Origin of the sequence: Corynebacterium pseudopelargi (assembly GCF_003814005.1) — a bacterium.
Classification (GTDB): domain Bacteria; phylum Actinomycetota; class Actinomycetes; order Mycobacteriales; family Mycobacteriaceae; genus Corynebacterium; species Corynebacterium pseudopelargi.
Window position 1 is genome coordinate 681,352 of sequence record NZ_CP033898.1, and the last position, 22,349, is coordinate 703,700.

Annotated in this window: 23 protein-coding genes; 12 read left to right on the forward strand and 11 right to left on the reverse strand. The window is 55.9% G+C overall.

Going from position 1 to position 22,349, the window contains the following annotated elements:
• Window positions 1-10: 10 nt before the first annotated feature.
• Window positions 11-439 (reverse strand): Fur family transcriptional regulator, encoded by a 429-nt coding sequence (locus tag CPPEL_RS03300; protein WP_123959803.1) that lies wholly within the window; start codon window positions 437-439, stop codon window positions 11-13.
• A gap of 132 nt (window positions 440-571) precedes the next feature.
• A complete protein-coding gene (locus CPPEL_RS03305; protein WP_123959804.1) occupies window positions 572-979 on the reverse strand; it encodes an ArsR/SmtB family transcription factor in 408 nt (135 codons plus the stop codon).
• Between the two features lie 252 nt (window positions 980-1,231).
• Between CPPEL_RS03305 and CPPEL_RS03310 the strand changes: the two genes are divergently transcribed.
• The 3 genes from CPPEL_RS03310 to CPPEL_RS03320 are packed head-to-tail and all read left to right on the forward strand — an operon-like array spanning window position 1,232 to window position 3,592.
• A complete protein-coding gene (locus CPPEL_RS03310; protein ID WP_123959805.1) occupies window positions 1,232-2,632 on the forward strand; it encodes a glycine--tRNA ligase in 1,401 nt (466 codons plus the stop codon).
• A 3-nt stretch (window positions 2,633-2,635) separates the two neighbouring features.
• Window positions 2,636-3,160, forward strand: a complete 525-nt coding sequence (locus CPPEL_RS03315; protein ID WP_123959806.1) for a hypothetical protein — start codon at window positions 2,636-2,638, stop codon at window positions 3,158-3,160.
• Window positions 3,161-3,592 (forward strand): hypothetical protein, encoded by a 432-nt coding sequence (locus CPPEL_RS03320; protein ID WP_123959807.1) that lies wholly within the window; start codon window positions 3,161-3,163, stop codon window positions 3,590-3,592.
• Window positions 3,593-3,606: 14 nt separating this feature from the next.
• Here CPPEL_RS03320 and CPPEL_RS03325 read toward each other — a convergent pair whose 3' ends face one another.
• Together CPPEL_RS03325 and CPPEL_RS03330 are read right to left on the reverse strand one after the other, a co-directional pair.
• On the reverse strand, window positions 3,607-4,275 hold the full coding sequence (locus CPPEL_RS03325; RefSeq protein ID WP_123959808.1) for an NAD(P)H-binding protein: 669 nt from the start codon (window positions 4,273-4,275) through the stop codon (window positions 3,607-3,609).
• Window positions 4,276-4,330: 55 nt separating this feature from the next.
• Window positions 4,331-6,397: a TPM domain-containing protein gene (locus tag CPPEL_RS03330; RefSeq protein ID WP_123959809.1), complete on the reverse strand. Its 2,067-nt coding sequence runs from the start codon at window positions 6,395-6,397 to the stop codon at window positions 4,331-4,333.
• A gap of 157 nt (window positions 6,398-6,554) precedes the next feature.
• Between CPPEL_RS03330 and CPPEL_RS03335 the strand changes: the two genes are divergently transcribed.
• Both CPPEL_RS03335 and CPPEL_RS03340 read left to right on the forward strand, forming a co-directional pair.
• Complete coding sequence (locus tag CPPEL_RS03335) at window positions 6,555-7,244, forward strand: YdcF family protein (protein ID WP_245990495.1); 690 nt, start codon at window positions 6,555-6,557, stop codon at window positions 7,242-7,244.
• 110 nt (window positions 7,245-7,354) lie between these two features.
• The gene (locus CPPEL_RS03340; RefSeq protein WP_123959811.1) at window positions 7,355-8,623 is read left to right on the forward strand and encodes a deoxyguanosinetriphosphate triphosphohydrolase; all 1,269 of its coding nucleotides are present in this window, start codon (window positions 7,355-7,357) and stop codon (window positions 8,621-8,623) included.
• Here CPPEL_RS03340 and CPPEL_RS03345 read toward each other — a convergent pair whose 3' ends face one another.
• Window positions 8,624-9,076, reverse strand: a complete 453-nt coding sequence (locus CPPEL_RS03345) for a guanyl-specific ribonuclease (RefSeq protein ID WP_245990496.1) — start codon at window positions 9,074-9,076, stop codon at window positions 8,624-8,626.
• A 176-nt stretch (window positions 9,077-9,252) separates the two neighbouring features.
• Here CPPEL_RS03345 and glmS point away from each other — a divergent pair, with 176 nt between their 5' ends.
• Entirely contained in the window at window positions 9,253-11,124 is a 1,872-nt protein-coding gene (glmS, locus tag CPPEL_RS03350) for a glutamine--fructose-6-phosphate transaminase (isomerizing) (RefSeq protein WP_123959813.1), read from the forward strand.
• Window positions 11,125-11,130: 6 nt separating this feature from the next.
• On the opposite strand, the gene nagA is transcribed toward glmS, so the two are convergent.
• The 5 genes from nagA to CPPEL_RS03375 all read right to left on the reverse strand — a co-directional run bounded on the left by nagA (window position 11,131) and on the right by CPPEL_RS03375 (window position 15,964).
• Window positions 11,131-12,291, reverse strand: coding sequence for an N-acetylglucosamine-6-phosphate deacetylase (nagA, locus tag CPPEL_RS03355; RefSeq protein ID WP_123959814.1), 1,161 nt, complete (start codon window positions 12,289-12,291; stop codon window positions 11,131-11,133).
• A 40-nt stretch (window positions 12,292-12,331) separates the two neighbouring features.
• On the reverse strand, window positions 12,332-13,147 hold the full coding sequence (locus tag CPPEL_RS03360) for a DeoR/GlpR family DNA-binding transcription regulator (RefSeq protein WP_123959815.1): 816 nt from the start codon (window positions 13,145-13,147) through the stop codon (window positions 12,332-12,334).
• Between the two features lie 108 nt (window positions 13,148-13,255).
• Entirely contained in the window at window positions 13,256-14,095 is an 840-nt protein-coding gene (locus CPPEL_RS03365) for a class II fructose-bisphosphate aldolase (protein ID WP_123959816.1), read from the reverse strand.
• Between the two features lie 39 nt (window positions 14,096-14,134).
• A complete protein-coding gene (locus CPPEL_RS03370; protein ID WP_123959817.1) occupies window positions 14,135-15,052 on the reverse strand; it encodes a 1-phosphofructokinase family hexose kinase in 918 nt (305 codons plus the stop codon).
• Between the two features lie 21 nt (window positions 15,053-15,073).
• A complete protein-coding gene (locus tag CPPEL_RS03375) occupies window positions 15,074-15,964 on the reverse strand; it encodes an SIS domain-containing protein (RefSeq protein WP_123959818.1) in 891 nt (296 codons plus the stop codon).
• 403 nt (window positions 15,965-16,367) lie between these two features.
• On the opposite strand from CPPEL_RS03375, the gene CPPEL_RS03380 reads away from it, so the two are divergent.
• From CPPEL_RS03380 to CPPEL_RS03400, 5 genes are all read left to right on the forward strand, one after another.
• Entirely contained in the window at window positions 16,368-16,832 is a 465-nt protein-coding gene (locus CPPEL_RS03380) for a PTS sugar transporter subunit IIA (RefSeq protein WP_164470370.1), read from the forward strand.
• 35 nt (window positions 16,833-16,867) lie between these two features.
• Window positions 16,868-17,152 carry a PTS sugar transporter subunit IIB gene (locus CPPEL_RS03385; protein WP_123959820.1) on the forward strand — a complete coding sequence of 95 codons (285 nt, stop codon included), beginning with the start codon at window positions 16,868-16,870 and terminating at the stop codon, window positions 17,150-17,152.
• Between the two features lie 50 nt (window positions 17,153-17,202).
• Window positions 17,203-18,540 (forward strand): PTS ascorbate transporter subunit IIC, encoded by a 1,338-nt coding sequence (gene ulaA / locus CPPEL_RS03390; RefSeq protein WP_123959821.1) that lies wholly within the window; start codon window positions 17,203-17,205, stop codon window positions 18,538-18,540.
• A 72-nt stretch (window positions 18,541-18,612) separates the two neighbouring features.
• Complete coding sequence (locus CPPEL_RS03395) at window positions 18,613-19,362, forward strand: sugar isomerase domain-containing protein (RefSeq protein ID WP_123959822.1); 750 nt, start codon at window positions 18,613-18,615, stop codon at window positions 19,360-19,362.
• Between the two features lie 139 nt (window positions 19,363-19,501).
• Entirely contained in the window at window positions 19,502-20,920 is a 1,419-nt protein-coding gene (locus CPPEL_RS03400) for a hypothetical protein (RefSeq protein ID WP_123959823.1), read from the forward strand.
• Window positions 20,921-20,972: 52 nt separating this feature from the next.
• Here CPPEL_RS03400 and CPPEL_RS03405 read toward each other — a convergent pair whose 3' ends face one another.
• On the reverse strand, window positions 20,973-22,010 hold the full coding sequence (locus CPPEL_RS03405; RefSeq protein WP_123959824.1) for an aldo/keto reductase: 1,038 nt from the start codon (window positions 22,008-22,010) through the stop codon (window positions 20,973-20,975).
• A gap of 129 nt (window positions 22,011-22,139) precedes the next feature.
• Here CPPEL_RS03405 and CPPEL_RS11405 point away from each other — a divergent pair, with 129 nt between their 5' ends.
• Window positions 22,140-22,340, forward strand: a complete 201-nt coding sequence (locus CPPEL_RS11405) for a P-loop NTPase fold protein (protein ID WP_123959825.1) — start codon at window positions 22,140-22,142, stop codon at window positions 22,338-22,340.
• Window positions 22,341-22,349: the final 9 nt, after the last annotated feature.

Sequence of the window (22,349 nt, forward strand, 5' to 3'; positions counted from 1 at the left end):
GGCTTTGGCTTTAGGCTTCTTTTTCCGCACACGGCTTGCATAGGCCGTAGATTTCGGCGTCGTGGCCGGTCATTTGGTAGCCGTGCTGGGCTGCGACATCCTTGGCCCACTGCTCGACGGGGCCACCTTCAATTTCTTCGGTCTTGCCGCAGCGCATGCACACCAAGTGGTGGTGGTGTGCATCGGAGCTGCAGTGGCGGTAGAGGGTTTCGCCGTTGCTCATCTGCAGTACGTCTACGGCTTCGATTTCTGCGAGTGACTGCAGCGTGCGGTAGACGGTGGTGAGTCCCACTTTGAGGTCGCGGTCGGTGATCTCGCGGTGGATGACCTTGGCGGAGGCGAAGGTATCCATATCTTGGAGCACCTGCACGACGGCGCTGCGCTGGCGGGTGTTGCGCACGCCAAGCTTGGGTACGTTCGGGTCTACTACAGGGGACATTGATGTTCTCGCTCTCGTTACTTTTAGCGCTTTCCTTCAGGCTTATCGGAAATGCAATGGAAAATGGTACGCATCACCGAAAATGAAACACCCCCGTTATAAAACGGGGGTGTACGAGAGATGGAGTGTCACCTAATGCACTCGCTGCAACAGGCGGCGATCCAGGCGTTCAATGAGCGCTTCGGCCATATCTGCGATTTCAGTGACGCTGGTATCTACCAGGTGGTATGTCATCTGACGCCCCTTGCGTTCGGCGCTTACAAGCCCTGCCTCTTTTAATACGCGCAGGTGCTGGCTCACCAGAGGCTGGCTAGCACCGAGCAGGGCGACGATCTCGTGTACGAAGTGATCGCGCTGCTGGAGCAGGTGCAGGATGCGCAAACGGATAGGGGAGTCGAGCGCACCAAAGATTTGGGCGGTGCGGCTAAAATCGCGTGCTTGGTCGAGGAGCTCGGCGCTTTGGATCCCGGGATTTTGTTGCAGTTCTACCGGGTCGAGCGCATGCGAGGTGAACGACGCGAGCTGGGGTTGGTTATCCATTCGGAGTTGAGCCACCTTCGACAAATCGGACGACAAATCGGACAAAAACGAACTATAAACTTTATGGTATCAGTGGATATTAATCCATCTAACCACGCCCGACGCCGATACGGTAGGGATAATTTCGTATCCTACTATGAACTGCGTTGACGTGCCACAACGGTGGGCGTCGAAAAGCTAGCGGGCGGCGGGTTAGACTGTAGCGAAGCAATTTTTCGCAGCAACACGTTATATAAGGAGTCGTGCTCGCCCGTGTCATCCAACGCGAACGCAAACACCAACTTGGTGGAAACCGTAGTGAACCTCTGCAAGCGCCGTGGTCTGGTGTACCCCTCCGGTGAAATCTACGGCGGCACCCGCTCGGCATGGGACTACGGCCCGCTTGGCACCGAGCTCAAAGAGAACATCAAAAAGCAGTGGTGGCGCACCTTCGTGCAATCGCGCGCCGATGTTGTAGGCCTGGATTCCTCCATCATCTTGCCGCGTCAGGTCTGGCACGCATCCGGCCACGTGGCCACCTTTACCGACCCGCTGGTGGAATCACTGCACACCCACAAGCGCTACCGCGCCGATCACCTCATTGAAGCCTATGAGGCAAAGCATGGGCACAAGCCGGAAAATGGCCTGGCCGATATTCCCGATCCAGAGACCGGCCAGCCCGGCAACTGGACCGAACCGCAAATGTTCTCCGGGTTGATGAAGACCTACCTCGGCCCCGTGGACAACGAACAAGGCCTGCACTACCTGCGCCCCGAAACCGCCCAGGGCATCTTCGTGAACTTCAAAAACGTGATGACCACCGCGCGCATGAAGCCCCCATTCGGCATCGCACAGGTAGGTAAGTCCTTCCGCAACGAGATCACCCCAGGCAACTTCATCTTCCGCACCCGCGAATTTGAGCAGATGGAAATCGAGTACTTCGTTGCTCCCGAAGAAGCCGACGCCAAGTTCGATGAATGGGTAGACGCCTGCTGGGATTGGTTCATCGACCTGGGTATTAACCCAGACAATATGCGCAAATTCGACGTGCCTGAAGACGAGCGCGCGCACTACTCCAATGGCACCATCGACATGGAGTACCGCTTCGGCTTCCAAGGCTCCGAGTGGGGCGAGCTCATGGGTGTGGCCAACCGCACCGACTACGACTTGGGCTGCCACATCAAGGAATCCGGCGAGGATCTTTCCTACTTTGATCAGCAAAGCGGCGAACGCTACGTGCCGTGGGTGATCGAGCCTTCCTTCGGCCTGACCCGTGCGCTCATGGCATTCCTAGTGGATGCCTACCACGAGGATGAAGCACCCAACTCCAAAGGTGGGGTGGATAAGCGCGTGGTGCTCAAGCTGGATCCGCGCCTAGCACCAGTCAAGATCGCCGTGCTGCCGCTGTCGAAGAAAGACACCCTCACCCCAACTGCAGAGGCTGTGGCCGATACCCTGCGCAAGCACTGGAATATCGACTACGACACCTCCGGTGCCATTGGTCGCCGCTACCGCCGTCAAGATGAAATCGGCACGCCGTATTGCGTCACCGTGGACTTCGACACCCTCGAAGATCAGGCCGTTACCGTTCGCGATCGCGACACCATGGAACAAACCCGCGTGAAAATCGACGAGCTTGAGGCCTACTTTGCCCAGCGTCTGATTGGTTGCTAAACCATGGCATGGAATTACACCGGCTGGGGTCAGCGCGACTCCAAACAGCACACCGTGACCTTGATTGCCGATGGCGACACCCCGATCGCCACCTTCCCAGCACAGCTTGAAGGCATTACCCAGGTGGAGGTCCAAGGCACGCCTTGGAAGTTAAGCCAAGGTCAGCGCAACATCACCGCCGAGGTGGGCGAGCGCAGCTTCAAGGCGAGCGTAGAAAAGAAGTTCTCTTCTGCAAAGGAGATCCAGCTCGACCTTGATGGCCGCAAGGCCCGTGCGATTTGCGAGAAGCGCTCGGATTGGGTGTACGAGGATGCCTCGGGTGAAAAACTCGGGCAGTTCTCCGGCGGCAATAACGGTGTGCGCAATTCCTATACGGAATTTGAAGCAGGCAAGACGAATGAGCAAGAGCAGGTCTTTCTCTCGCTGATTTCGCGCACGGTGCTGGAATCCAAGTTGAGCTCGATGAGTGTTGCGCTCATTGCTTCCTTGGTGCTCATCTCCTTATTTTTGGTGCTGGTGTTTTTATAAATGTTGTTTCGATGGGTAGACGATCAACTCCTTGATCCCGACGGCCGCGTGATCGCCTCAGTCACGGCCGAGGTATTAAAAATTGGCAAAGATCGTCTACTGATCGAATCCTCACAAGGCACCATCGTAGGCTTCCGTGCCCGCGGCACCAGCACCTCCGGCGCGGTCTACACCATGGGCAAACGCGGCCTGACCGTGCACACGCTAGAAGCCAATTGCGATGGCCGCCTCTACACCCTCCAACGCACAAGCCCGTGGCGTCGCACAAGAAAGCTGCTCGACGCCGAAGGCTCAATGCTTGCCCGCATCCAGGCACGAGTATCCGGTGAGCTCGACATCGAGCTTTTCGACGCAGCCCTGCACCCAGTCGATGCCGCCTTCATCACCTATGCCTGCGCATTGGTGGATACCCCAACACGTTTGATGATTTAAACGGCACCGCGCGCTTAGCGTGCGCTCAGTGCTTGCTTTACATCCTCATCGCCATCATGGAACGCCACAATCGCGTTGGGCAGTGTTGCTGCGCTTGCCTCAAAGGCTGCAACCTCGGCAACCAGTTCGCGCGAAGTATCCGCCTTTGGCGCTTCGGCGGTGGCTTCAACCTCAACCACAGCAATGCCTTCAGTGGGCCCATCATGCAGTGCCGTCGGGGCCAAAATGACAAAGTCAAGATCGCTAGCCAACAGCTCTTCATCGGCGGCCTTCTTAGCCAAACCGTAGTGATGCAGGGGGTGTTCTTGAGGAATCTCCCTGGTGGTGGCACCCCAGAAGCTCACCATGACGTAGCGGGTGCGCTGGCGCTCGGCCGCTCGCATTGAAGCGATGGCCGCATCGCGATCAACTGCATAGGTATTTTCCACCCCGCCTTTACCGCCAGCACCCGCCGTCCAGATCACGGTGTCGTACTGAGCCAGCAGCTCATCCCACTGCTGTGGGTTCAAAGCGCGGATATCGGCAATATGTGCCGTGGCACCGGTGGCCTCAATGGCTGGGCGTTGCTCAGGGTTGCGGATCAGCGAGGTGACGCTGTGGCCTTTGCTGTTGAGCAGCGGGGCAATACGCAAGCCCACGTTGCCGTGGCCGCCGATGATCAAAATGTTTTGGGGATCAGTCATGCTGCCATGCTAGGAGCAATCACCGCATCCTGCATGGGCAGCGACTGGGTGGTGCTTAGAAGTTTCCGCCTCCGGAGAAGCCTCCGCCTCCGCCAAAGCTGCCACCGCCAGAAAAGCCTCCGCCGCCGAAGCCGCCGCCTCCGCCGAAGCCACCACCGAAGCCGCCGTGGCCGCCGCCAAGCAATTGGCCTAGCACCATGCCGGTGATGAAGTCGCCTCCGCCACCACCGCGGTTATTGCGGTTTTGGTAGCGCCGCATATCTTCATTTGCCAATTGCTGTGCCTCATCGGCCTGCACGCGGGCCTGGCGCGCTAAGCCCACCGCGGCGCGGGCATTATCGCGTAGGGCTTGCTGGGCCTGAGCCCTGGAGCGTTCTGCTTCTGCCAGGCGTGCGCGAGCCTCTGGGCCTACAACGCGGCCGCGGGCCTGGATAAACCCTGCAGCGCCCTGGATGGCGGCATCGGCTGCGGCGAATTGCTGCTGGGCTAGCTGCAGTAGGCGGGATTGATCGGTGTTAGAAAGGCGCAGTGCATCGAGCTGCTCGTCTAGTACCGCGTCGGCTTCGCTGAGCATGGTCCAGGTGCCCAGGGGATCTTGGGGGTGAGCCTTATGGTGCGAAAGCGCGGCTTCTGCCTGATCGATGGCCTGCTGGAAGTCATCCCACTTTACTGGCGTGGCCTGCTCTTGGGCCTGCTGGCGAAGCGCTGCTGCCTCTTGTAATTCCTCTTCAACTTCTTGCACCAGCGCAGGAAGCTGCTGGCGTGCTACTTGCAGGTTCGTATCTGCATGCTCAATGGCCTGCAATTGCTTTTCGCTTTGGTTCAGGGCATCTTCGGCAGCACGAATCGCATCCACCGCACCGCCTTGTTGGCCTGCTGCCTGCGTGATGGCCTTGCGGCCTTCATCAATCAGCGTGTCTGCCTGCTCTAAAGCGGAGGTGGCCAGGGGAATATTATCTTCTAGCGATGCAAGCACCGCGCTGTCGTACTTGTTTTTCAGTTGCTCAAGTACCCTGGCGGCTTCTTGCTTCCTGGCCTGCAGTTCCACCGAGCGTTTTGTGAGGTCTCGCAGGCGGGCATCGGCATTGATTAAGAGGTTGCGAAGGGCTGCAAAATCAGCGGCCTGTTTATCCAGTGCCTCGTCGGCCTTGCGGCATTCACCAATGATCTGCACCAAAAGGGTGCGGCGCTCGGCAGGGGAGACCTCGCCTTGGCTCAACTGCTGCTTCCAGCGAAACGCCCGCTGCAACGTGGTGGTGGAGGTATTCATGGCGCGCCTAAAGCTCCTGGTGCGCTCGGCACCAAATTCCGCGACGGCAATATCGAGCTCTTCTTTGCCCTTGCGGATGGATTCATCGGTGCTCACCAGCTCTTCGTCGGCAAGCGTTTGTAGGACGTCGATAGGCTGATTCCTTAGCTCATCAGCCTGATTGCCGGGAAGCTCGCGGCCACGCTGCAGCGCTGCCTGCGTATCGATTTTCTTCTTCTTCGAGCTCATCACCTTCGCGGCACCACCAACACCCACCACGGCGGCACCACCGAGGCCGAGCCACAGCAGCCCACTGCCGCCACCTGAGCCACCGGAATTACTCGCGCCGCTGTTACTGGATGCACCACCCTCGGCGAGCTGCTGCGCCTGCTGCACAAACGCCATGCCGGCACCGCCGAAATTGCGCGAAGAAAGCTCCGACTTGGCGGCCTGCTCGAGGGAGGGGAACCAGGAGGATTGCCAGCTTTGGCCTGCTGCAATGCCAAAGCTTTCATCCTGGACGGCCACGGCTAGCACCGCGGCATTATTGCCTTTTTGCTTCACAATCTGTTCGGCCCACTGCGTGCCGCTATAACCATCGAAGGTTTTGACGTACATCACCGAAATATTCAGGCCAGTGCGTGCATTGAACGTGCCAATGGCCTGATCGAGTTCCTGTTCTTCCTGCGCGCTGAGCACCTCGGCGCTATCCACCACACTGCTGGTAGAAGCCTGTGGAGCCTCTGCAAGCACGGTGGTGCGTGCTTCAGCCGCGGGCAAGGTGCCGATCATGGCGGATCCAGCAAAAAAGAAACCGGCGGCAGCAATTGCCGGTAGCGCAAGAAGATAGCGTGTCCTCGAAGTTTCGTGCATGCCTTAAAGCGTAGCGAAGGACCTCCCATTGTTGGTCTGCTCTGGGCGAACAACCATGATCTTCTAAGCGCCCTGGCAGGAATGGAGCCAACGCCAGGGCAAGAAAAATTCAGACGTGATCTGGTGCACGCCAGGCTAGTGCTGGCACACTATGGGTATGAAGCTTCGGATGATCGCATTGGCCTGTTCACTTTTGCCCACAGCAGCCATCGTCACCCGCGGTATGTGGCGCCCGCGGCTTGGATCTAGCAAGTACCAAAGCGTGATCGTGTTAGGTACAGCCCAATACAACGGGGTGCCTTCACGGCAGTTCGCAGGCCGCCTGCAATGGACCGAACGGCTCTGGCGAGCCCGGCGAGCCATGGAGGTGATCACCGTGGGCGGGAAGCTGCCAGGCGATGCCTACTCAGAAGCCGAAGTGGGGCGCGAATACCTGCTCAAAGCCCATGTGGATCCAGAAGCAATCACAGTAGTATCCGAAGGTTCGGATACGTGGGAATCCTTCGAACATGCCAAAGAACATCTCTTAGCGCCGGTACTGATCGTCACCGACCCGATGCACGCGCTGCGCAGTGAGTGGATCGCACGCCAGCAAGGAATCCGCGCCGTGGCATCACCTACGCCTTTTAGCCCCACGCGCTTTCCTTCCAAAGCCTGGTGGCTCAGCCTTGCCCACGAACACGGAGGGCTTGGTGTGGTTGCACTGACGAGCCTGCTGGGGCGTGCCAGAAGCTACCAGGTGGAATCTTGGCTGCGGCGCCTCGAAGGGTTTTTGAGGCCAAATAGGAAAGCGCGCCATGAATTTTTAGCGCAGCGTTCCGCAAGGCTTGCCCAGCAACATCGCTAAGTGGCGCACAATATACGCCAATGGGAGCACCCCGCGCCCACAAGGCTTGAGGCCGGCACCGTGCTGCTTAGGCCAGTGCCACGCCAGCGAGAAGATCTAAGGGGAAGCCTTTGTACCACTACAGCGAAGCCGACCGCGCCCGCCGTTTTCCTGAAGGGGAAAAAGGCGCGCAATTGGTTCAGGCGGCAGAAATCCGCGACGCCTTCTCCCGCGACCGCGCCCGCGTCCTGCACTCGGCGGCGCTGCGAAGATTAGCTGATAAGACGCAGGTGGTAGGACCGCGCGATGGCGATACTCCAAGGACGCGCCTGACGCACTCGCTTGAGGTGGCCCAGATTGCTCGTGGCATTGGTGCAGCCCTTGGCCTGAACCCTGATTTGTGTGAGATGGCAGGGCTTACTCACGATATTGGCCACCCGCCCTATGGCCACAATGGTGAAACGGCTTTGAATGAGGCGGCGGTGGCCTGCGGTGGGTTTGAGGGCAATGCTCAAACGTTGAGGATTCTTACTCGCCTGGAGCCGAAGGTGATCAGCCCTTCAGGAACATCCTTTGGCCTGAACCTTACCCGCGCTGCTTTGGATGCGGCCTGTAAGTATCCGCGCACGAAAACCAATGCCGACGGCAGCGTGAATAAGAAGTATGGCTGCTATGACGAGGACGCAGCGATCCTTACCTGGCTGCGTGAGGGCCACGAAGACGCCACCCCAAGCATGGAGGCGCAGGTGATGGATTTTTCTGATGATATTGCCTATTCGGTCCATGATGTCGAAGACGGCATCATTGCTGGTCGCGTGCATCTGAATGTGTTGTGGGATCTGGTGGAGCTTGCCTCTTTGGCTGAAAAGGGCGCTCGTGCCTTCGGCGGAAGCCCGGAGGATTTGCTGCAGGCTGCCGATCATTTGCGTGGCTTGGCAATTATCGCCGAGGCGGCTGATTTTGATGCCTCCTTGGCGGGCTTGAGCACCTTAAAGGCGATGACTTCGCAGCTAGTGGGCCGTTTTGTCGGTGCTGTGGTGGCGGCGACTCTAGAGCACAATACTTCAGAGCTTGGCCGTATTCATGGGCGTTTGATTGTGCCCAAGCAGGTGTTGGCTGAGGTGACCTTGCTTAAGACCATCGCGGTGCTTTATGTGATGGATGAGCCGCGCCATATCGCCCGCCAGGATCGTCAACGCGAGCGTATTTTCACGGTGGTGGATTATTTTGCCGCGGGCGCGCCGGGCTCGCTTGATCCGATGTTTGCCCAGTGGTGGCGCGAGGCTAAAAGTGATGCTGAGCGTATGCGGGTGGTGATTGATCAGGTGGCGTCGATGACGGAGACGCGACTGGAGCGTGTGGCCAAGCAGGCTGCTGGTTTATCGGGCTTTATGGATTAGTTAGTCTTCTGCGTCGGGGATTTCGCAGAAGCTTTCATAGTGATCGGCGGTGTAGTACCAGGTATCTGGGTCTGTTTCTGTGCCGCCGCCAACGACGATTCTGCGCTCGCCTCGGTGGTGCAGCCCGGGCGTTTCCACGGTGTATTCGCGGTAGTAGTTGCTGGATTGTTCCGGCAGGAGGCGCTCGTAGTTGCCAAAGTGAGAGCCATCGTCTTGGGGATATTCATAAGGCCCGCCGCTTAAGATCGAGTCGATCACCTCATCGGCCTCTTTTGGCAGCGAGTCTACTGGGCATACATCCGAGCTTTTCGACGTCGCATCGTGCTCAGATTCAACGTGCTCGCCCGAGCTGATGCCCAGGTATGCCGCCACCGCCACGGAAGCTGCACCGGCGATCGCTGCTGCTACATGGGTGCCGCGCTTAGGTTTGTTCCCGCCATCAGATGAAGCCATGGCACTCATTTTCGCATACGGAATGAAAAAGTGTGCGCGTGAGGTTGTACCTAGCAAGCAGCGGTGGCACACCGCAGGAAAATGGATAACAGACTCAGCACCGTGGCGCGGTACGATGGGCAAAACGGTGGCGTCGAAAAGCCAAATAACACCGAATGAAAGGACTGCCTTACAGCATGTGTGGAATCGTCGGGTACGTAGGAAACCCCAGCGTACAGCCGGAGCATGACGCTCTTGAAGTTGTTTTAGAAGGCCTACGCAGACTCGAATACCGAGGCTACGATTCCGCCGGAGTGGCAGTGTATGCCGATGGGCAGATCGCCGCGCGCAAGAAAGCGGGCAAAGTAGCAGCGCTCGAAGCAGAAATTGAGCGCAGCCCGCTGCCTGCTTCCCAACTCGGCATTGGCCATACGCGCTGGGCCACCCACGGCGCACCCAGCGATGTGAACTCCCACCCGCACGTGGTAGCCGGCGGCAAGCTGGCAGTGGTGCACAACGGCATTATTGAAAACTTTGTGGAGCTGCGCACCGAGCTGCAAGCCAAGGGCTATACCTTTATCTCTGAAACCGACACCGAGGTCGCCGCAACGCTGCTGGCCGATACCCTCGAAGGCGAGGCAGCAGGCAACCTGAGCAAGGCCATGCAGATGACCTGCCAGCGCCTCGAAGGTGCCTTTACCATCCTCGCTATTAGCGTTGATGCGCCCGATCGCATCGTCGCAGCGCGCCTGAACTCCCCGCTCGTGATTGGCGTGGGCGAAGGCGAGATGTTCTTAGGCTCCGATGTATCCGGCTTTATCGATTACACCAAGCAAGCAGTGGAAATGGATAACGGCCAGATCGTTACCATCACCGCCGAGGGCTATGACATCGTCACCTTCGACGGCGAGCCTGCGCAGGGCAAAGAGTTCACTATCGAGTGGGATGCAGCCGCCGCCAAGAAGGATGGCTTTAACTCCTTCATGGAAAAAGAGATCCACGATCAGCCTGCGGCCATTCGCGATACGCTTATGGGGCGTTTTGATGAAAACGGCAAACTCACCCTCGATGAGCTGCATATTGATGAATCGATCCTGCGCAGCGTGGATAAGATCATCGTGATTGCCTGCGGCACCGCAGCGTATGCAGGCCAGGTGGCGCGCTACGCCATCGAGCACTGGTGCCGTATCCCCACCGAAGTGGAGCTGGCGCACGAATTCCGTTATCGCGACCCGATCGTGAATGAGAAAACCCTGGTGGTGGCTCTTTCGCAATCAGGTGAAACGATGGACACCCTCATGGCCGTGCGCCACGCCCGCGAACAGGGCGCGAAGGTGATCGCCATCTGCAATACCTATGGCTCCTCCATCCCGCGCGAAGCCGACGCCTGCCTCTATACCCACGCAGGCCCGGAAATCTCGGTGGCCTCCACCAAGGCATTCCTGGCGCAGATCACGGCCACCTACCTGCTGGGGCTGTACCTGGCGCAATTGCGCGGCAATATGTTTGCCGATGAAATCCACAGCGTGATTGCCGAGCTGCAGAAGATCCCCGAGAAGGTCCAAGATGTAATCGATAATAAAGCCCAGGTAGAGCAGCTTTCCCGCGATATGGTGGATGCCAAGTCTGTGCTCTTCCTCGGCCGCCACGTCGGCTTCCCTGTGGCGCTCGAAGGCGCATTAAAGCTCAAAGAGATTGCCTACCTGCACGCAGAAGGCTTTGCCGCCGGCGAACTCAAGCACGGCCCGATCGCCCTGATCGAGGAAGGCCAACCGGTGTTCGTGATTGTGCCTTCGCCACGCGGGCGTGACTCCCTGCACGCCAAGGTGGTGTCGAATATCCAAGAGATCCGCGCCCGCGGTGCCATCACCATCGTCATTGCCGAAGAAGGCGATGATGCCGTGGAGCAATTTGCCAACCACGTCATCCGCATCCCGCAGTCGCCCACCCTGATGCAGCCTCTCCTCGCAACCGTGCCGCTGCAAATCTTCGCCTGCGGCGTGGCCACCGAGAAGGGCTACGACGTAGACCAGCCACGCAACCTGGCTAAGTCTGTGACGGTGGAGTAAGAACACCTAAGCTGCATAAATATTGTTGCCGGCGGCAATGATTGTCGTCGGCAGTAATGTGTCCGGATCCAGAATTAGAAGGTCGGCGGGGTAGTTCGGCTCTATGAGCCCAAACTCATCGCCCACACCTATGGCTTTGGCGGGGTGGTGGGTGGCTGCGGCAATGGCAACCTCTAGTGGGACCCCCACGTTTTTCACGGCATTCGATACCGCGTAATCCATCGTCAGAGTTGACCCGGCAAGAGAGTTTCCTTCTTTGAGCATCGCCTTACCACCGGTCACAATCACGGGCAGATCTCCGAGCATGTACTCGCCATCCGGATTGCAGGTAGCGCTCATCGAGTCAGTGACTAAGACTATTCGTTCGGAAGCTTCAAGGAAGAGAGATCGAACTACAGCAGGATGGACATGAATGCCGTCATTGATCACTTCGATCCAGACATTCTCGTTCCTTAGAGCAGCAATCACCGGCCCTGGTGCGCGGTGGTGGATTCCCTTCATGCCGTTGAAGGCGTGCGTCAGAATGCTGGCGCCAGTTTCGAATGCCTGTTCAGCTTGTTCGAAGGTGGCGCTGGTGTGGCCTACCGCCGCGGCTACGCCACGCTTAGCGAGAAGGGCGCAGCTGTCTAGTCCTCCGGTTCGTTCAGGGGCGAGAGTGAATTGCTTTACAGTTCCTTCACCCGCCTCAATGAGGCGTTCCACGATAGTTGGCTCTGGATCCCGGAGGAGATGTTCTGGGTGCGCTCCCTTGTGATCGGGATGAAGGCAAGGCCCTTCAGGGTGCAATCCTAAAATCAGCGGATCACTCTTCACTAATGGCACCAAGTCTCGAATTCTTTGCTCGACTTTGTCGATATCCCCTGTAACTAAAGAAAGTACTGATCGGGTAGTGCCGTGGAGGCGATGCGCTGCGAGGGATGCCTGTGCTGCTTCGGGACCGTCATCGTATGCATGCCCTGCGGCGCCGTGGTGGTGAATATCGATATAGCCGGGGCAGACCGGAGCGCCTGATGCATCGATGCACTCTGCGTCTTCGGCCGAGGGCGCTTCCCTGGTGTCGCCTGCGAATATGATGCCAGACTCGTTGAAGATAACCGTGGCGTTCGAAGTTGGTCTGCTTCCGTCACCTCGGTGAAGGGTGGCATTTACGATTTTCTTAAGTTTCATTTGACCCAGCCCCTTTTGTAACTGGTATTAGTACGGTGGATCAATCATGTTGATCCACACGAGCAACATGAATTTGGTAGCCGTCAAGTTTCAATTTGTCCATAGTCGCCTCCGTAATATCAGAGTCTGTGACCACAGTTCGAACTGTTGACGGGCCTCCGATCGAGGAGAAACTGCGTTTGCCGAATTTTCCTGAGTCCGCAACCACGATTGGTTTGTTGCTGCGGTGCACCATCATGCGGTTAGTTGCGGCTTCGTACTCATCGACTGTGCCGGGGCCATTCTCATCGAATCCATTCACACCGATAAAGGCTAAATCGAACCAGAGCTGCTCGAGCATGTGAATGCCGAACGGGCCTGTGGATTCGAACGAAGTCTGGTTGAGTTGACCTCCGAGTACAACAATCTTGATATTTGCCTGGTTCGCTAATCGATATGCAACGTCAATAGCGTTGGTGACGATCGTTAGCAGTGGCGTCGAATTAGGTGAGGAGAATGCCGAGTGCTGCCTAGTCCAGTCGACTATAGCGTTTGCTACCTCCGAGACTGTGGAACCACCGGTCATGCCAATGACATAGCCAGGCTGGAGAAACATGGTGCAGAGCTTGGCGATTGCTACCTTATGCTGGCCAAATTCATCGTGATTACTGCTGTGAATCTGGGGTAGCTGATGATCGCCTAGAGCTTCTGCACCGCCACGGGTCCTTTTTACTTGGCCCTCGCTATCGAGAACGTCGAGGTCTCGCCGAGCGGTTGCGGGCGAGATCCCGAGACTGTCCACGAGTGAGTCAACGGTTACCGCCCCTTCCGACTGGATCATCTCCAGGATTCTCGAAAGGCGTTGACTTCTTAGCATTTCATCCCTTAATTCGTTTTAGTTAGTCAAGACCTGATTTTATGGCCTAAGCCCATCTTCTCACTGTGGTCTTGAATGATGAAGCTTTGCCACGCTTAACTAAAGACTCTAGTGGCCCTTAGCGCCGAAAACTCGAAGCATCCTTTGAGCCTCACCCGATAGTGCGTCGCGTCCCGCCTTGATGTACTTACGTGAGTCTGTCACTGAGGGATTCGCGTCAAGGAATTCGCGAATAGCTCTGGTGAAATAACCGTTTAGATGAGTTGAAACATTGATCTTTGTCATGCCTGCCCGGATACCTTTTACAATCTCTTCGTCTGGCACGCCGGAGGAACCGTGCAGCACCAGGGGGACGTCGAGCAAGTCGTGCAATTCGGCGATGAGCTCTAGATCCAAGCTAGCCGTTCTTTCTTGCATAGCGTGTTCAGATCCGACCGCTACGGCGAGTCCATCTACACCCGTCGCAGAAACGAATTCAGAGGCTTCCTTTGGGTCGGTTCGCACACCGGGGGTGTGCGCAGTCTTGCCACCAATCTCACCTAATTCGGCTTCCACGGTGCGGCCCTTCGCGTGGGCGTAGTCCACTACTTCGCGGGTAGCTGCAACATTTTCCTGGTATGGCAGCGTTGAACCGTCGAACATTACGGAATCGAAGCCGAGATCAATGGCTTCCTTTGCCAAGTCAACGTCCTCACAGTGGTCGAGGTGCACTGCTACGCGAGCCTTTGAATCTCGAGCGAGGGCGATCATTGCGCTGCCAATCGGCTCCAGACTGCCGTGGTAGCGAACGCAGTTGTGGGAGACCTGAAGGATTACAGGCAAGTCGGAATCCTCGGCCGCTCGCACGATTGCCTCTGCGGTTTCAAGATGGATGACGTTAAAAGCTCCAATTCCGGTTCGATTGGAGGCGGCTTCTCGGACCAGTGAGAAGGTGTCAACCTGTGGCATGATGAAATGTTCCTTTCAGAACGTCGAAGTTATTGTGAGTTAGCTTTCGAACTTGATCGTGATCTGATCTGTGAAATCGACCCATGAATCGCTAATTCGGCCGGCTTCAGGTTCGAGTACCGCTGCTGCAGACCAAGACACGCATCGTTCGAGCGTGGCTTTGATCGAAATGCCTTCAGCTAATGAGCAGGCAAGTGCCGCGACTAGCGCATCCCCAGCGCCGGTGGGGTTACCTGCTAGTTGCTTGGAGAGTTTCGCCCTGATTCGATGGGATCGGTCGACCCAAAGGAGACCGTCTTTCCCCATCGAAACCATCACGGTTTTGGCGCCCAGACCCATAAGCTGCTCAGCGGCAGAAACGGGATCCGAAAGCCCGGTTGCTTCGCGGATTTCATCAACGTTTGGCTTCACGAAATCCGCACCTGCTTTGCAGGCTTTAAGCAGGTTCTTCCCCGAAGTGTCTGCGATCACACGTACGTCAGCTTGGTGCGCTGACGCTATGACTTGATTAAAGAAATCTTCGGGGCATCCAGGTGGAAGAGAGCCGGAAATCGCTAGAATGCCACCCCGTTCCTGAGCTAGCGTTAGCCGAACGTCCTCGAATAGCTGTTGGAAAGCCGATTCAGAATGAGGAAGCCCACTCTCATTGATGATGGTGGTGTGGTTCGACTTCACCTCGTGGATGGCGTAGGAGTGACGAAGGGGCGCATCGGTATTTGTAAAAGCCTTGTAAAACGGCACTTCGGCGTCAGTGGATGTGGATTCCGCCAGTGGCCCTAAAGCAATAGCTTTGAAACCTTGTTGTGCAGCTACTGAGGCTACGTTTATCCCCTTGCCCCCGAGACGCTTCGAAGCCGTGTCTATGCGGATCGAGGTGTCCCGGAGGAACTCGTCAATGGTGACGGTGATGTCCAGAGCCGGATTCGGGGTGAGCGTCAAAACGGTGGGGAGTGACATCGCGATCCTCCTTCAGTCGTGTTACTTCAAAATGACGGAACGCGACAGGTTACGAGGGTGATCCGGGTCTAATCCTCTAGCGCGTGCGGTTGCAAGGGCCACCATGTGAACTTTGACCAGTTCAACCATGGGATCGGCAGAGCCTTCGACATAGGTAGCGCCGGTTTCGTTTACCTGATCCTCGAGGCCGTCTGGGCTGCTGCCTAGCTGCCATGTGATTCGCCCAGGGGCCGCGATAGCGATAGGTCCGTGGCGGTACTCCATCGAGTTGTACGACTCGGTCCAGGCTTGGCAAGATTCACGCATCTTAAGCGCTGCTTCAGTTGCGAGTCCTTGAACCCACCCGCGGCCTAGGAAGCTGTACTGCTCCGCATCGATCAATCGATCATCCAGCGAAGCACTCAGTGCCTCTGTGGCTTCGTCGCAGGCTTTCAGGCAGGTTTCTTCGGTGGCGATCGTGCTCCTGAGAACCATGAGGGCAGTAGTTGCGAATCGCGTCTGGACTACAGACTTTTCATCTGCGAACGACAAGTCAATGACGTCATCCGCCAGATCTGCCACTGGAGTATTGACATCCCCCAGGAGTGCCACTGTATGGAGTTTGCCGGCGTTCTGTTTAAGGAAATTGATGATTTCGCTTGTGGTGCCGGAGCGCGTAATCACGATTGCAGTGTCATACTCGCGCTCTGTGCTGAACTCGGTAGGGGTGAACGCATCGGTAATGCCTTCACCTGATTGTTCTCGGAGAGCGGCGTACGACTGAGCCATAAACCAACTCGTGCCACAGCCGACCACGCAGACACGTTCGCCCTTCTTGGGTAGTGCAGAAGAGTCAAGCTTCAGTGCAGTCCGCCAGGTATCCGGCTGGCTTCGTAATTCTTCTTCCATGTGGATTCCGAGCGTGGAACTCATCAGTGATCCTTTCTCGATGCTTACTGACGGTAAATGATTGTTTAAACCGGATAAAGATCAAAACCAATCAATAACGATCACACACCGACGGCCGTGAATTGTCAAGCAATATGTGGAGCGTCACGCGGCGCTCCAGGTTGAAAATGCTTTCAAATGCCTTAAAGGGCAGGTCAGAACGTACTATGAGATAAACCACACTAAAAATACTTTTTGCTATAGGGCACGTAAACCGCCAGGTCAGCCCCACTTCACTCCTAAGACGTGTGATTAAAAATGATCGAAAGTGATCTAAAACTATTGAAACGCTGAGCTGTTGAACGTATCTTGGAACACGTAACAACCCGAGAATCTCGGCTCTTGGGCAAAGATCATTGAAACCCTAATCAGTAGGGAGGAACGCAAAGTGGCTAAATCGCCTAGCGAAAGAACGCGGTTTGTGCCGGACGTTGTTGCCGCACAATGTGAAGCCGCCGATTGGGAAGAAGCGATTCGTCTCGTAGGCAGGCTTTACCAAGAACAGGGGATCGCTAGCTCGGAGTATGCCGAGGCCATGATCAAAGGCGTCAAGGAGTTTGGCCCTTACATGGTGCTCACTCCGGGAGTAGCAATGCCTCACGCGAAGACAGTTGCTGGTGTCCAACGACCGGGAACGGCGGTAGTAACGCTCAAGACGCCTGTCGAGTTTGGCTCTCCAGCAAACGACCCGGTAGACGTTCTGATCTCATTTGCTGCCGGTGACAATCACGGTCACATCGAGATGATTCAGTCACTTGCTGGGGTTCTGTCTGATCGGGCTCTGCTGGATCGAGCTCGAGCCGCAGAGGATGACGAAGCGCTAATGAATGTCTTTCTTGCGCATCACAGCTAAACAAAAACAACCGAAACTTCTCAAGGAGAGTAATCATGATTGAAATCGCAACTGTTTGTGGCATGGGTCTTGGAACTTCCATGATGCTGGCCAGCCAAGTGCGCTCGATGTTGGAAGACGCAAACATCGAGGCGAAGGTCCAAGCAATTGATCTCGGCTCATTCAAATCACAGCCCTCGGACATCGTAGTTACGACTACAGGGATGGCAAAGAATGTCGAGGGGACAAAGGCAATCGTCGTGCTAATCGACAACCTGGTTGACAAGAACGAAGTCAAGACGAAGGTCATGGCCGCCGTCGAGGAATACCAGCAAAAGTAACGTACCAGCGCCGATTCGCAGGATTGGCATGATCTGAAACGGAAAAGACAATGAACGGAATCCTCGGCTTCATGGTCGAGTTAGTGCAGATTCCCGCCTTGATCGTGGGCTTTATCGCACTGCTCGGACTACTAGCACAGCGGAAACCTGCTGGTGATGTAATCACTGGTACGGTGAAAACTGCGCTTTCGCTCCTAATCATCGCTGGTGGTACGGGTGTTCTCGTTGAGGGCTTGTCGCCTATCCAGAAAATGTTCGAAATGGCATTTCCTTCAGGCGATGTGACGACATTCGTAACCTTCGACGAGGCGGTAGTGTCAGCAGTTCAAACCGGCCCCGTAGCAACGCTGGGTTCAGAAATCGGTTTGACGATGCTCTTCGGCTACCTGTTTCACCTTTTACTCGCCCGAATTACACCTTGGCACTATGTCTACTTGACCGGTCATATGATTTGGGTGCACGCGGGCGCTTTCACGATTTTGATCTACCAGTTCGGCTGGTCACCCGTTGCCACAGTGGCGGTTGCATCGGTGTTAGTTGGCTTTTACTACACGATTGCACCCGCTCTGGCTCAACCCTTTGTGCGCCGAATTACCGGTGGTAACGACGTTGGCTTCGCACACGGCCAGACTCTGTTGAATATTCTTGCGGGTTACATCGGCATGGTCGTTGGCAATAAAGAGAAGTCGACCGAAGACGTCAAGATGCCGGAGAAACTGGGCTTCTTTAGAGACGTTGCTGTATCGACCACATTGGTCATGACTATCGTCTCCTTTGTATCTGCCTCCCTGGCGGTGATTACTTCCGGCGCTGGCGCATTCCAGGCTCCTATCGACGACGGAGGTATCTCGGACGGCCAAAATTGGATCGTATTCGCCTTACTCATGGCTCTTCAGTTCACTGCGGGCATGCTAATTCTGCTTTACGGCGTTCGCATGCTGATTGGTGAGATTGTGCCCGCCTTTGAAGGCATCTCTAAGAAGATCATCCCGAATGCTGTGCCGGCACTGGACGCACCAGTTCTCTTCGCCTTTGCGCCTAACGCACTGCTCGTTGGTCTTATCTCCGGTCTGATTGGCCAGATCGCTGGTATGGCTCTCTGCGTCGCCCTTGGCTGGCCGGTGCCCATTCCGTCGATGATCGTCGCCTTCTTTGCATCCGGTACCGCCGCGATTTTCGCCAACTCTACCGGTGGCCGGCTCGCGGCTTGGATTGGTGGTTTCCTCTGGGGCTTCCTCGGTTGGATCATCATTTCCTTCGCATTCCAGGCGGAAGTATTCGGCGATCTTGCAGGGTTGGGTGCAGAAAACCTCGGCTTCACTGTTCCTGACGTGATCGTGCCAGGAATCATCATTCACGGTCTTGCCCAGCTGTTTGGGTTCGTCTAATCAAAACCCTGCATTGGGTGATGAGTACCCATTAACCAGCGTCATTCGCAGTTCAATCTGAAAGGAAGAAAGATGTCTCAACTATTGAAGACCTACTACAAGGAAATCATCGACTTGCTCGAGAAGATTTCAGAAGAACAAATTGAAAAGATCGAGGATGCTGCAGAGCAGATCGCAGAACTCGTCTCCAAAGGAGGACGAATCTTCGCCTTCGGTGCATCGCATTCGTCTCTCCCAGTGCAAGATATCGTCTATCGTGCCGGTGGGCTGATGCTTGTGAATCCGTTGTACGGCCCAGGCATTGAAGCTCTCACGACTCGTCCCACCACCCTTGGCTCCCAGATGGAACAGATGCCGGGTTACGGCAAGGTCCTATTCGATAACTCGCCACTCAAAGAGGGTGACGTCTTGATTTGCGTATCGGTTTCGGGTCGAAATGCCGTCCCGGTGGAGTTGGCTCGTGAGGCAAGAGAGCACGGTGTTCTGGTAGTTGGTTTGACTTCTTCGAAGTACACCGACGCTGTGACATCGCGTGTACCAGATGGCTCAAAGCTGAAAGATCATGCAGATATTCTCCTGGACAACCAGGTCGATGCCGGAGACGCTGTTTTATCGCTTGAAGGGGTACCGCAAAAATTCACTCCCGCTTCGGGCGTTACGTCAACGGCAATCCTCCATTCACTGTCTGCTGGAATCATCGAAAAGCTAATTGAACGGGGTGAAACTCCTCCGGTATTCCTTGCTGCCAACCTCGATGGCGGCGCTGAGTGGAACGCTAAGCATATGGAAGAAAATAAGGATCGCATTTTCTACCTGAATTAGTCGGAGGGGTTCGTATTCAGCCTATGGGGAACAAGCGGGCTCAGCTTAAACCGACCCGATGAAGCTGGCCCGCCGGCCGATGAACAGAGTGCACCGTTGGCCACCAAATGTCTCGGGTCGTCAAAAGGAGAATTGCAAGATGCGAATTAGAAAAACTTGGCACCCGGGACTGGTGGCCAGCTTTGGAGTGTTGTCTTTGGCGGCAATGCCGTTGCTCCAAGCATGTAGTGCGGAGCAAAACAATGCCTCTCAGACCGATGCGGTAGCTAGTAGTTCGGAATCTACCTCGGATTCCGAGAGCAAGTGGGTAATGGTTCGCGAGGAAAACTTTGAGTCTCCGTTGGGCGTGGAGTCTGCAGATTGGGAAATTGATCCACTCGGAAAAGACTCACCTTGGTACGTAGATGAGTTTTCCGATGATGGCCAGTACTACCAGGTACTGGGAGGAGACGATTTCCAGCGTGCGCTTGATTCGATGAACATCATGCGTAAAAGGGTCGAAGTCGGTGACGATGGGTGGTTGACCGTCGAGTTGGCTGCTCAAGATAGAGATAAAGACGGCAAGCCTGATTCGGAACCGAATATCTCGGTGGAAGACGGAAACGGCCTAATTTCGGTACCTTCGAACGACACCGCCGCGATGCTCACGGCCTCAGATCCCTTGCCGAGCGAGTATCGAATCGAATATGAGCTCAAAACGCTCGATTTCGGCGGGAAGCGTGACGGTTCCTGGAACTACGACGGAAAATACAATGGCTTCGAGCCTGGTGAATGTAAGACGAATTTCCCTTGGGTGCGCAAGGGAGACTACAGCCAAGGCGGTTCAGACAAGGTTGACCCTTGTGCCGACCCCTGGGGTGATACCACCAAGGAGAACGGATACTATTTCCTGTCGGTGGTTGACTACGCTAAGCCGGCTCCTCACAACAACATTTTCATCCACTCACACCGCAAAGTCGGTATGGATTCGTATTCCGTTGACGCCGACTGGGCAAAATCCTACAAAGTCTGTAATCCGGAATCCAAGGAACTCATTGACTACACTGACTCCTCGGCTAACGGCGTGAATCAGATTTTCTTTGATGGAGAGTCGTTCCGTGACCCGGCGTTCGCATACAACGAATTTGTTATGCCTACACCCTGCGGACTCAAAATTGGTGACGACGAGAACGCTACAATTGTGGCCACTGCTGAAGTTCAACCTGAGTTGATGCCCGGTGAGACTTACACCTTCGCGATTGAACGGAATGCGAACGGTTATGTGACCGAAATGAAGGGAAACTTCAAGTACATTGGCGAAACGACGATTCGAAACGAGCGTCCTTTCAAGTCCGATGACGGTCACACAATCTGGCACTACAACCAAACTGCCGACGAGTACGACGGCTCTTCTAACCAGACCCTGACCTTCGAAGGACCACACGGAAGCTTCGAGAAGGAGATGTGGCCAGAAGATAGTGCTTACCCGGATAACTTTGTGATTGGGATTCCGCACCTTAACTACTACGAAGGCGAAGCTCAGATCGATAATCTGAAGCTCTACACCAAGGAAAGCTAACCTTCGAAAGCGCTATTAAGTGCCCTTCCGGCTCCACCGGAAGGGCACTTGCCTATACCGACTCAGTAGCGCCCTGCCACTGATTAATGCCGCGATCAGTTGCCCACTGATCGATCTTGTTCAGCTCTTCCTGGCTAAACGGAGCCGCATCCAGAGCTGCGATATTTTGGTGCAGTTGTTCCACCGAAGACGCACCGATAAGCGCGGAGGTCACCTCCGGGCGACGCAGCACCCAAGCAATCGCCATTTGCGCCAAGGTCTGGCCACGTTGCTCGGCAATGCTGTGCAGCTCGCGAATAGCCTTCAGCGTGTCCTCGTTGAGGAAGTCCTCGCTCATTTTGTGCTCGCCTAAACGAGAATGCTCAGGCACACCGTCGAGGTAGCGGTTGCTAAGCAGGCCTTGGGCCAGGGCAGAAAAGGCGATCACGCCCATGCCTTCTTCGGCGCAGGTTTCCAAGAGTGAATCTTCAATCCAGCGATTAAACATGGAGTAGCTGGGCTGGTGAATCGTCAGCGGGGTGCCCAGCTCACGTGCGATCTTCTGGGCACGCCTTGTTAGCTCGGGGGAGTAGGAGCTAACGCCCACATAGAGCGCGCGGCCGGAACGCACCAGGAAGTCCAGGGCCGATATCGTTTCTTCAATCGGTGTTTCCGGGTCCGGGCGGTGGTGGTAGAAGATATCCACGTAATCCAAGCCCATGCGCTTGAGCGAGGCATCGCAGCTTCCCACAATGTATTTGCGCGAACCACCAAAGCCATAGGGCCCATCCTGCATGCGCCAACCGGCTTTGGAGCTAATCAAGAGCTCCTCGCGGTGAGGCTTGAAGTCTTGGGCGAAGATCCGCCCAAAGTTTTCCTCGGCAGAGCCAGGTGGCGGGCCGTAGTTATTGGCTAGGTCAAAGTGCGTGACGCCTGCATCAAAAGCAGCACGAAGGATCTCGCGCTGCGTGTTCAGGGGGCGGTCGTTACCAAAGTTATGCCACAGGCCCAGGGTGATCTCGGGTAGTTTCAGGCCCGTTTGGCCGCTGCGCCGAAACTTCGCGTTTTCATAGCGATCTTCGGCGGCTTTGTACACATCTGGATAGGTCATGTGCGCCAGCCTAGGCGCGAAGGTGGTGATCTACCACCATGCTCATCTAGGGGTAAAAGCCTGCGGTGATTGCCCCGTCGTTGGGCATTTGCACCATTTTCTTAAAGGGGAAGATATACGGTTTTGTCTATGGCACGACGCTTCCACAACGAACGAGTCAATTTCGAAGCCCAAAATGACTTACCCGCATTTGATGATGCACTGGGCTACCTCAATCAGGCCAAGGGTTTGGCGCAGTTCATCCAAACCTGCCCCACGCCAATGACCTTGGCTATTCAAGGTGGGTGGGGAAGCGGAAAATCGACCATATCGGATACTTGGACTATCTGATCCGCTTCA

What these genes read in the sequence shown, in the direction of transcription:
- CPPEL_RS03300 (WP_123959803.1), bottom strand. Translation starts at nt 439, where the DNA reads ATGTCCCCTGTAGTAGACCCGAACGTACCCAAGCTTGGCGTGCGCAAC.
- CPPEL_RS03305 (WP_123959804.1), bottom strand. Translation starts at nt 979, where the DNA reads ATGGATAACCAACCCCAGCTCGCGTCGTTCACCTCGCATGCGCTCGAC.
- CPPEL_RS03315 (WP_123959806.1), top strand. Translation starts at nt 2,636, where the DNA reads ATGGCATGGAATTACACCGGCTGGGGTCAGCGCGACTCCAAACAGCAC.
- CPPEL_RS03320 (WP_123959807.1), top strand. Translation starts at nt 3,161, where the DNA reads ATGTTGTTTCGATGGGTAGACGATCAACTCCTTGATCCCGACGGCCGC.
- CPPEL_RS03325 (WP_123959808.1), bottom strand. Translation starts at nt 4,275, where the DNA reads ATGACTGATCCCCAAAACATTTTGATCATCGGCGGCCACGGCAACGTG.
- CPPEL_RS03330 (WP_123959809.1), bottom strand. Translation starts at nt 6,397, where the DNA reads ATGCACGAAACTTCGAGGACACGCTATCTTCTTGCGCTACCGGCAATT.
- CPPEL_RS03335 (WP_245990495.1), top strand. Translation starts at nt 6,555, where the DNA reads ATGAAGCTTCGGATGATCGCATTGGCCTGTTCACTTTTGCCCACAGCA.
- CPPEL_RS03345 (WP_245990496.1), bottom strand. Translation starts at nt 9,076, where the DNA reads ATGGCTTCATCTGATGGCGGGAACAAACCTAAGCGCGGCACCCATGTA.
- glmS (WP_123959813.1), top strand. Translation starts at nt 9,253, where the DNA reads ATGTGTGGAATCGTCGGGTACGTAGGAAACCCCAGCGTACAGCCGGAG.
- nagA (WP_123959814.1), bottom strand. Translation starts at nt 12,291, where the DNA reads ATGAAACTTAAGAAAATCGTAAATGCCACCCTTCACCGAGGTGACGGA.
- CPPEL_RS03360 (WP_123959815.1), bottom strand. Translation starts at nt 13,147, where the DNA reads ATGCTAAGAAGTCAACGCCTTTCGAGAATCCTGGAGATGATCCAGTCG.
- CPPEL_RS03365 (WP_123959816.1), bottom strand. Translation starts at nt 14,095, where the DNA reads ATGCCACAGGTTGACACCTTCTCACTGGTCCGAGAAGCCGCCTCCAAT.
- CPPEL_RS03370 (WP_123959817.1), bottom strand. Translation starts at nt 15,052, where the DNA reads ATGTCACTCCCCACCGTTTTGACGCTCACCCCGAATCCGGCTCTGGAC.
- CPPEL_RS03375 (WP_123959818.1), bottom strand. Translation starts at nt 15,964, where the DNA reads ATGAGTTCCACGCTCGGAATCCACATGGAAGAAGAATTACGAAGCCAG.
- CPPEL_RS03385 (WP_123959820.1), top strand. Translation starts at nt 16,868, where the DNA reads ATGATTGAAATCGCAACTGTTTGTGGCATGGGTCTTGGAACTTCCATG.
- ulaA (WP_123959821.1), top strand. Translation starts at nt 17,203, where the DNA reads ATGAACGGAATCCTCGGCTTCATGGTCGAGTTAGTGCAGATTCCCGCC.
- CPPEL_RS03395 (WP_123959822.1), top strand. Translation starts at nt 18,613, where the DNA reads ATGTCTCAACTATTGAAGACCTACTACAAGGAAATCATCGACTTGCTC.
- CPPEL_RS03400 (WP_123959823.1), top strand. Translation starts at nt 19,502, where the DNA reads ATGCGAATTAGAAAAACTTGGCACCCGGGACTGGTGGCCAGCTTTGGA.
- CPPEL_RS03405 (WP_123959824.1), bottom strand. Translation starts at nt 22,010, where the DNA reads ATGACCTATCCAGATGTGTACAAAGCCGCCGAAGATCGCTATGAAAAC.
- CPPEL_RS11405 (WP_123959825.1), top strand. Translation starts at nt 22,140, where the DNA reads ATGGCACGACGCTTCCACAACGAACGAGTCAATTTCGAAGCCCAAAAT.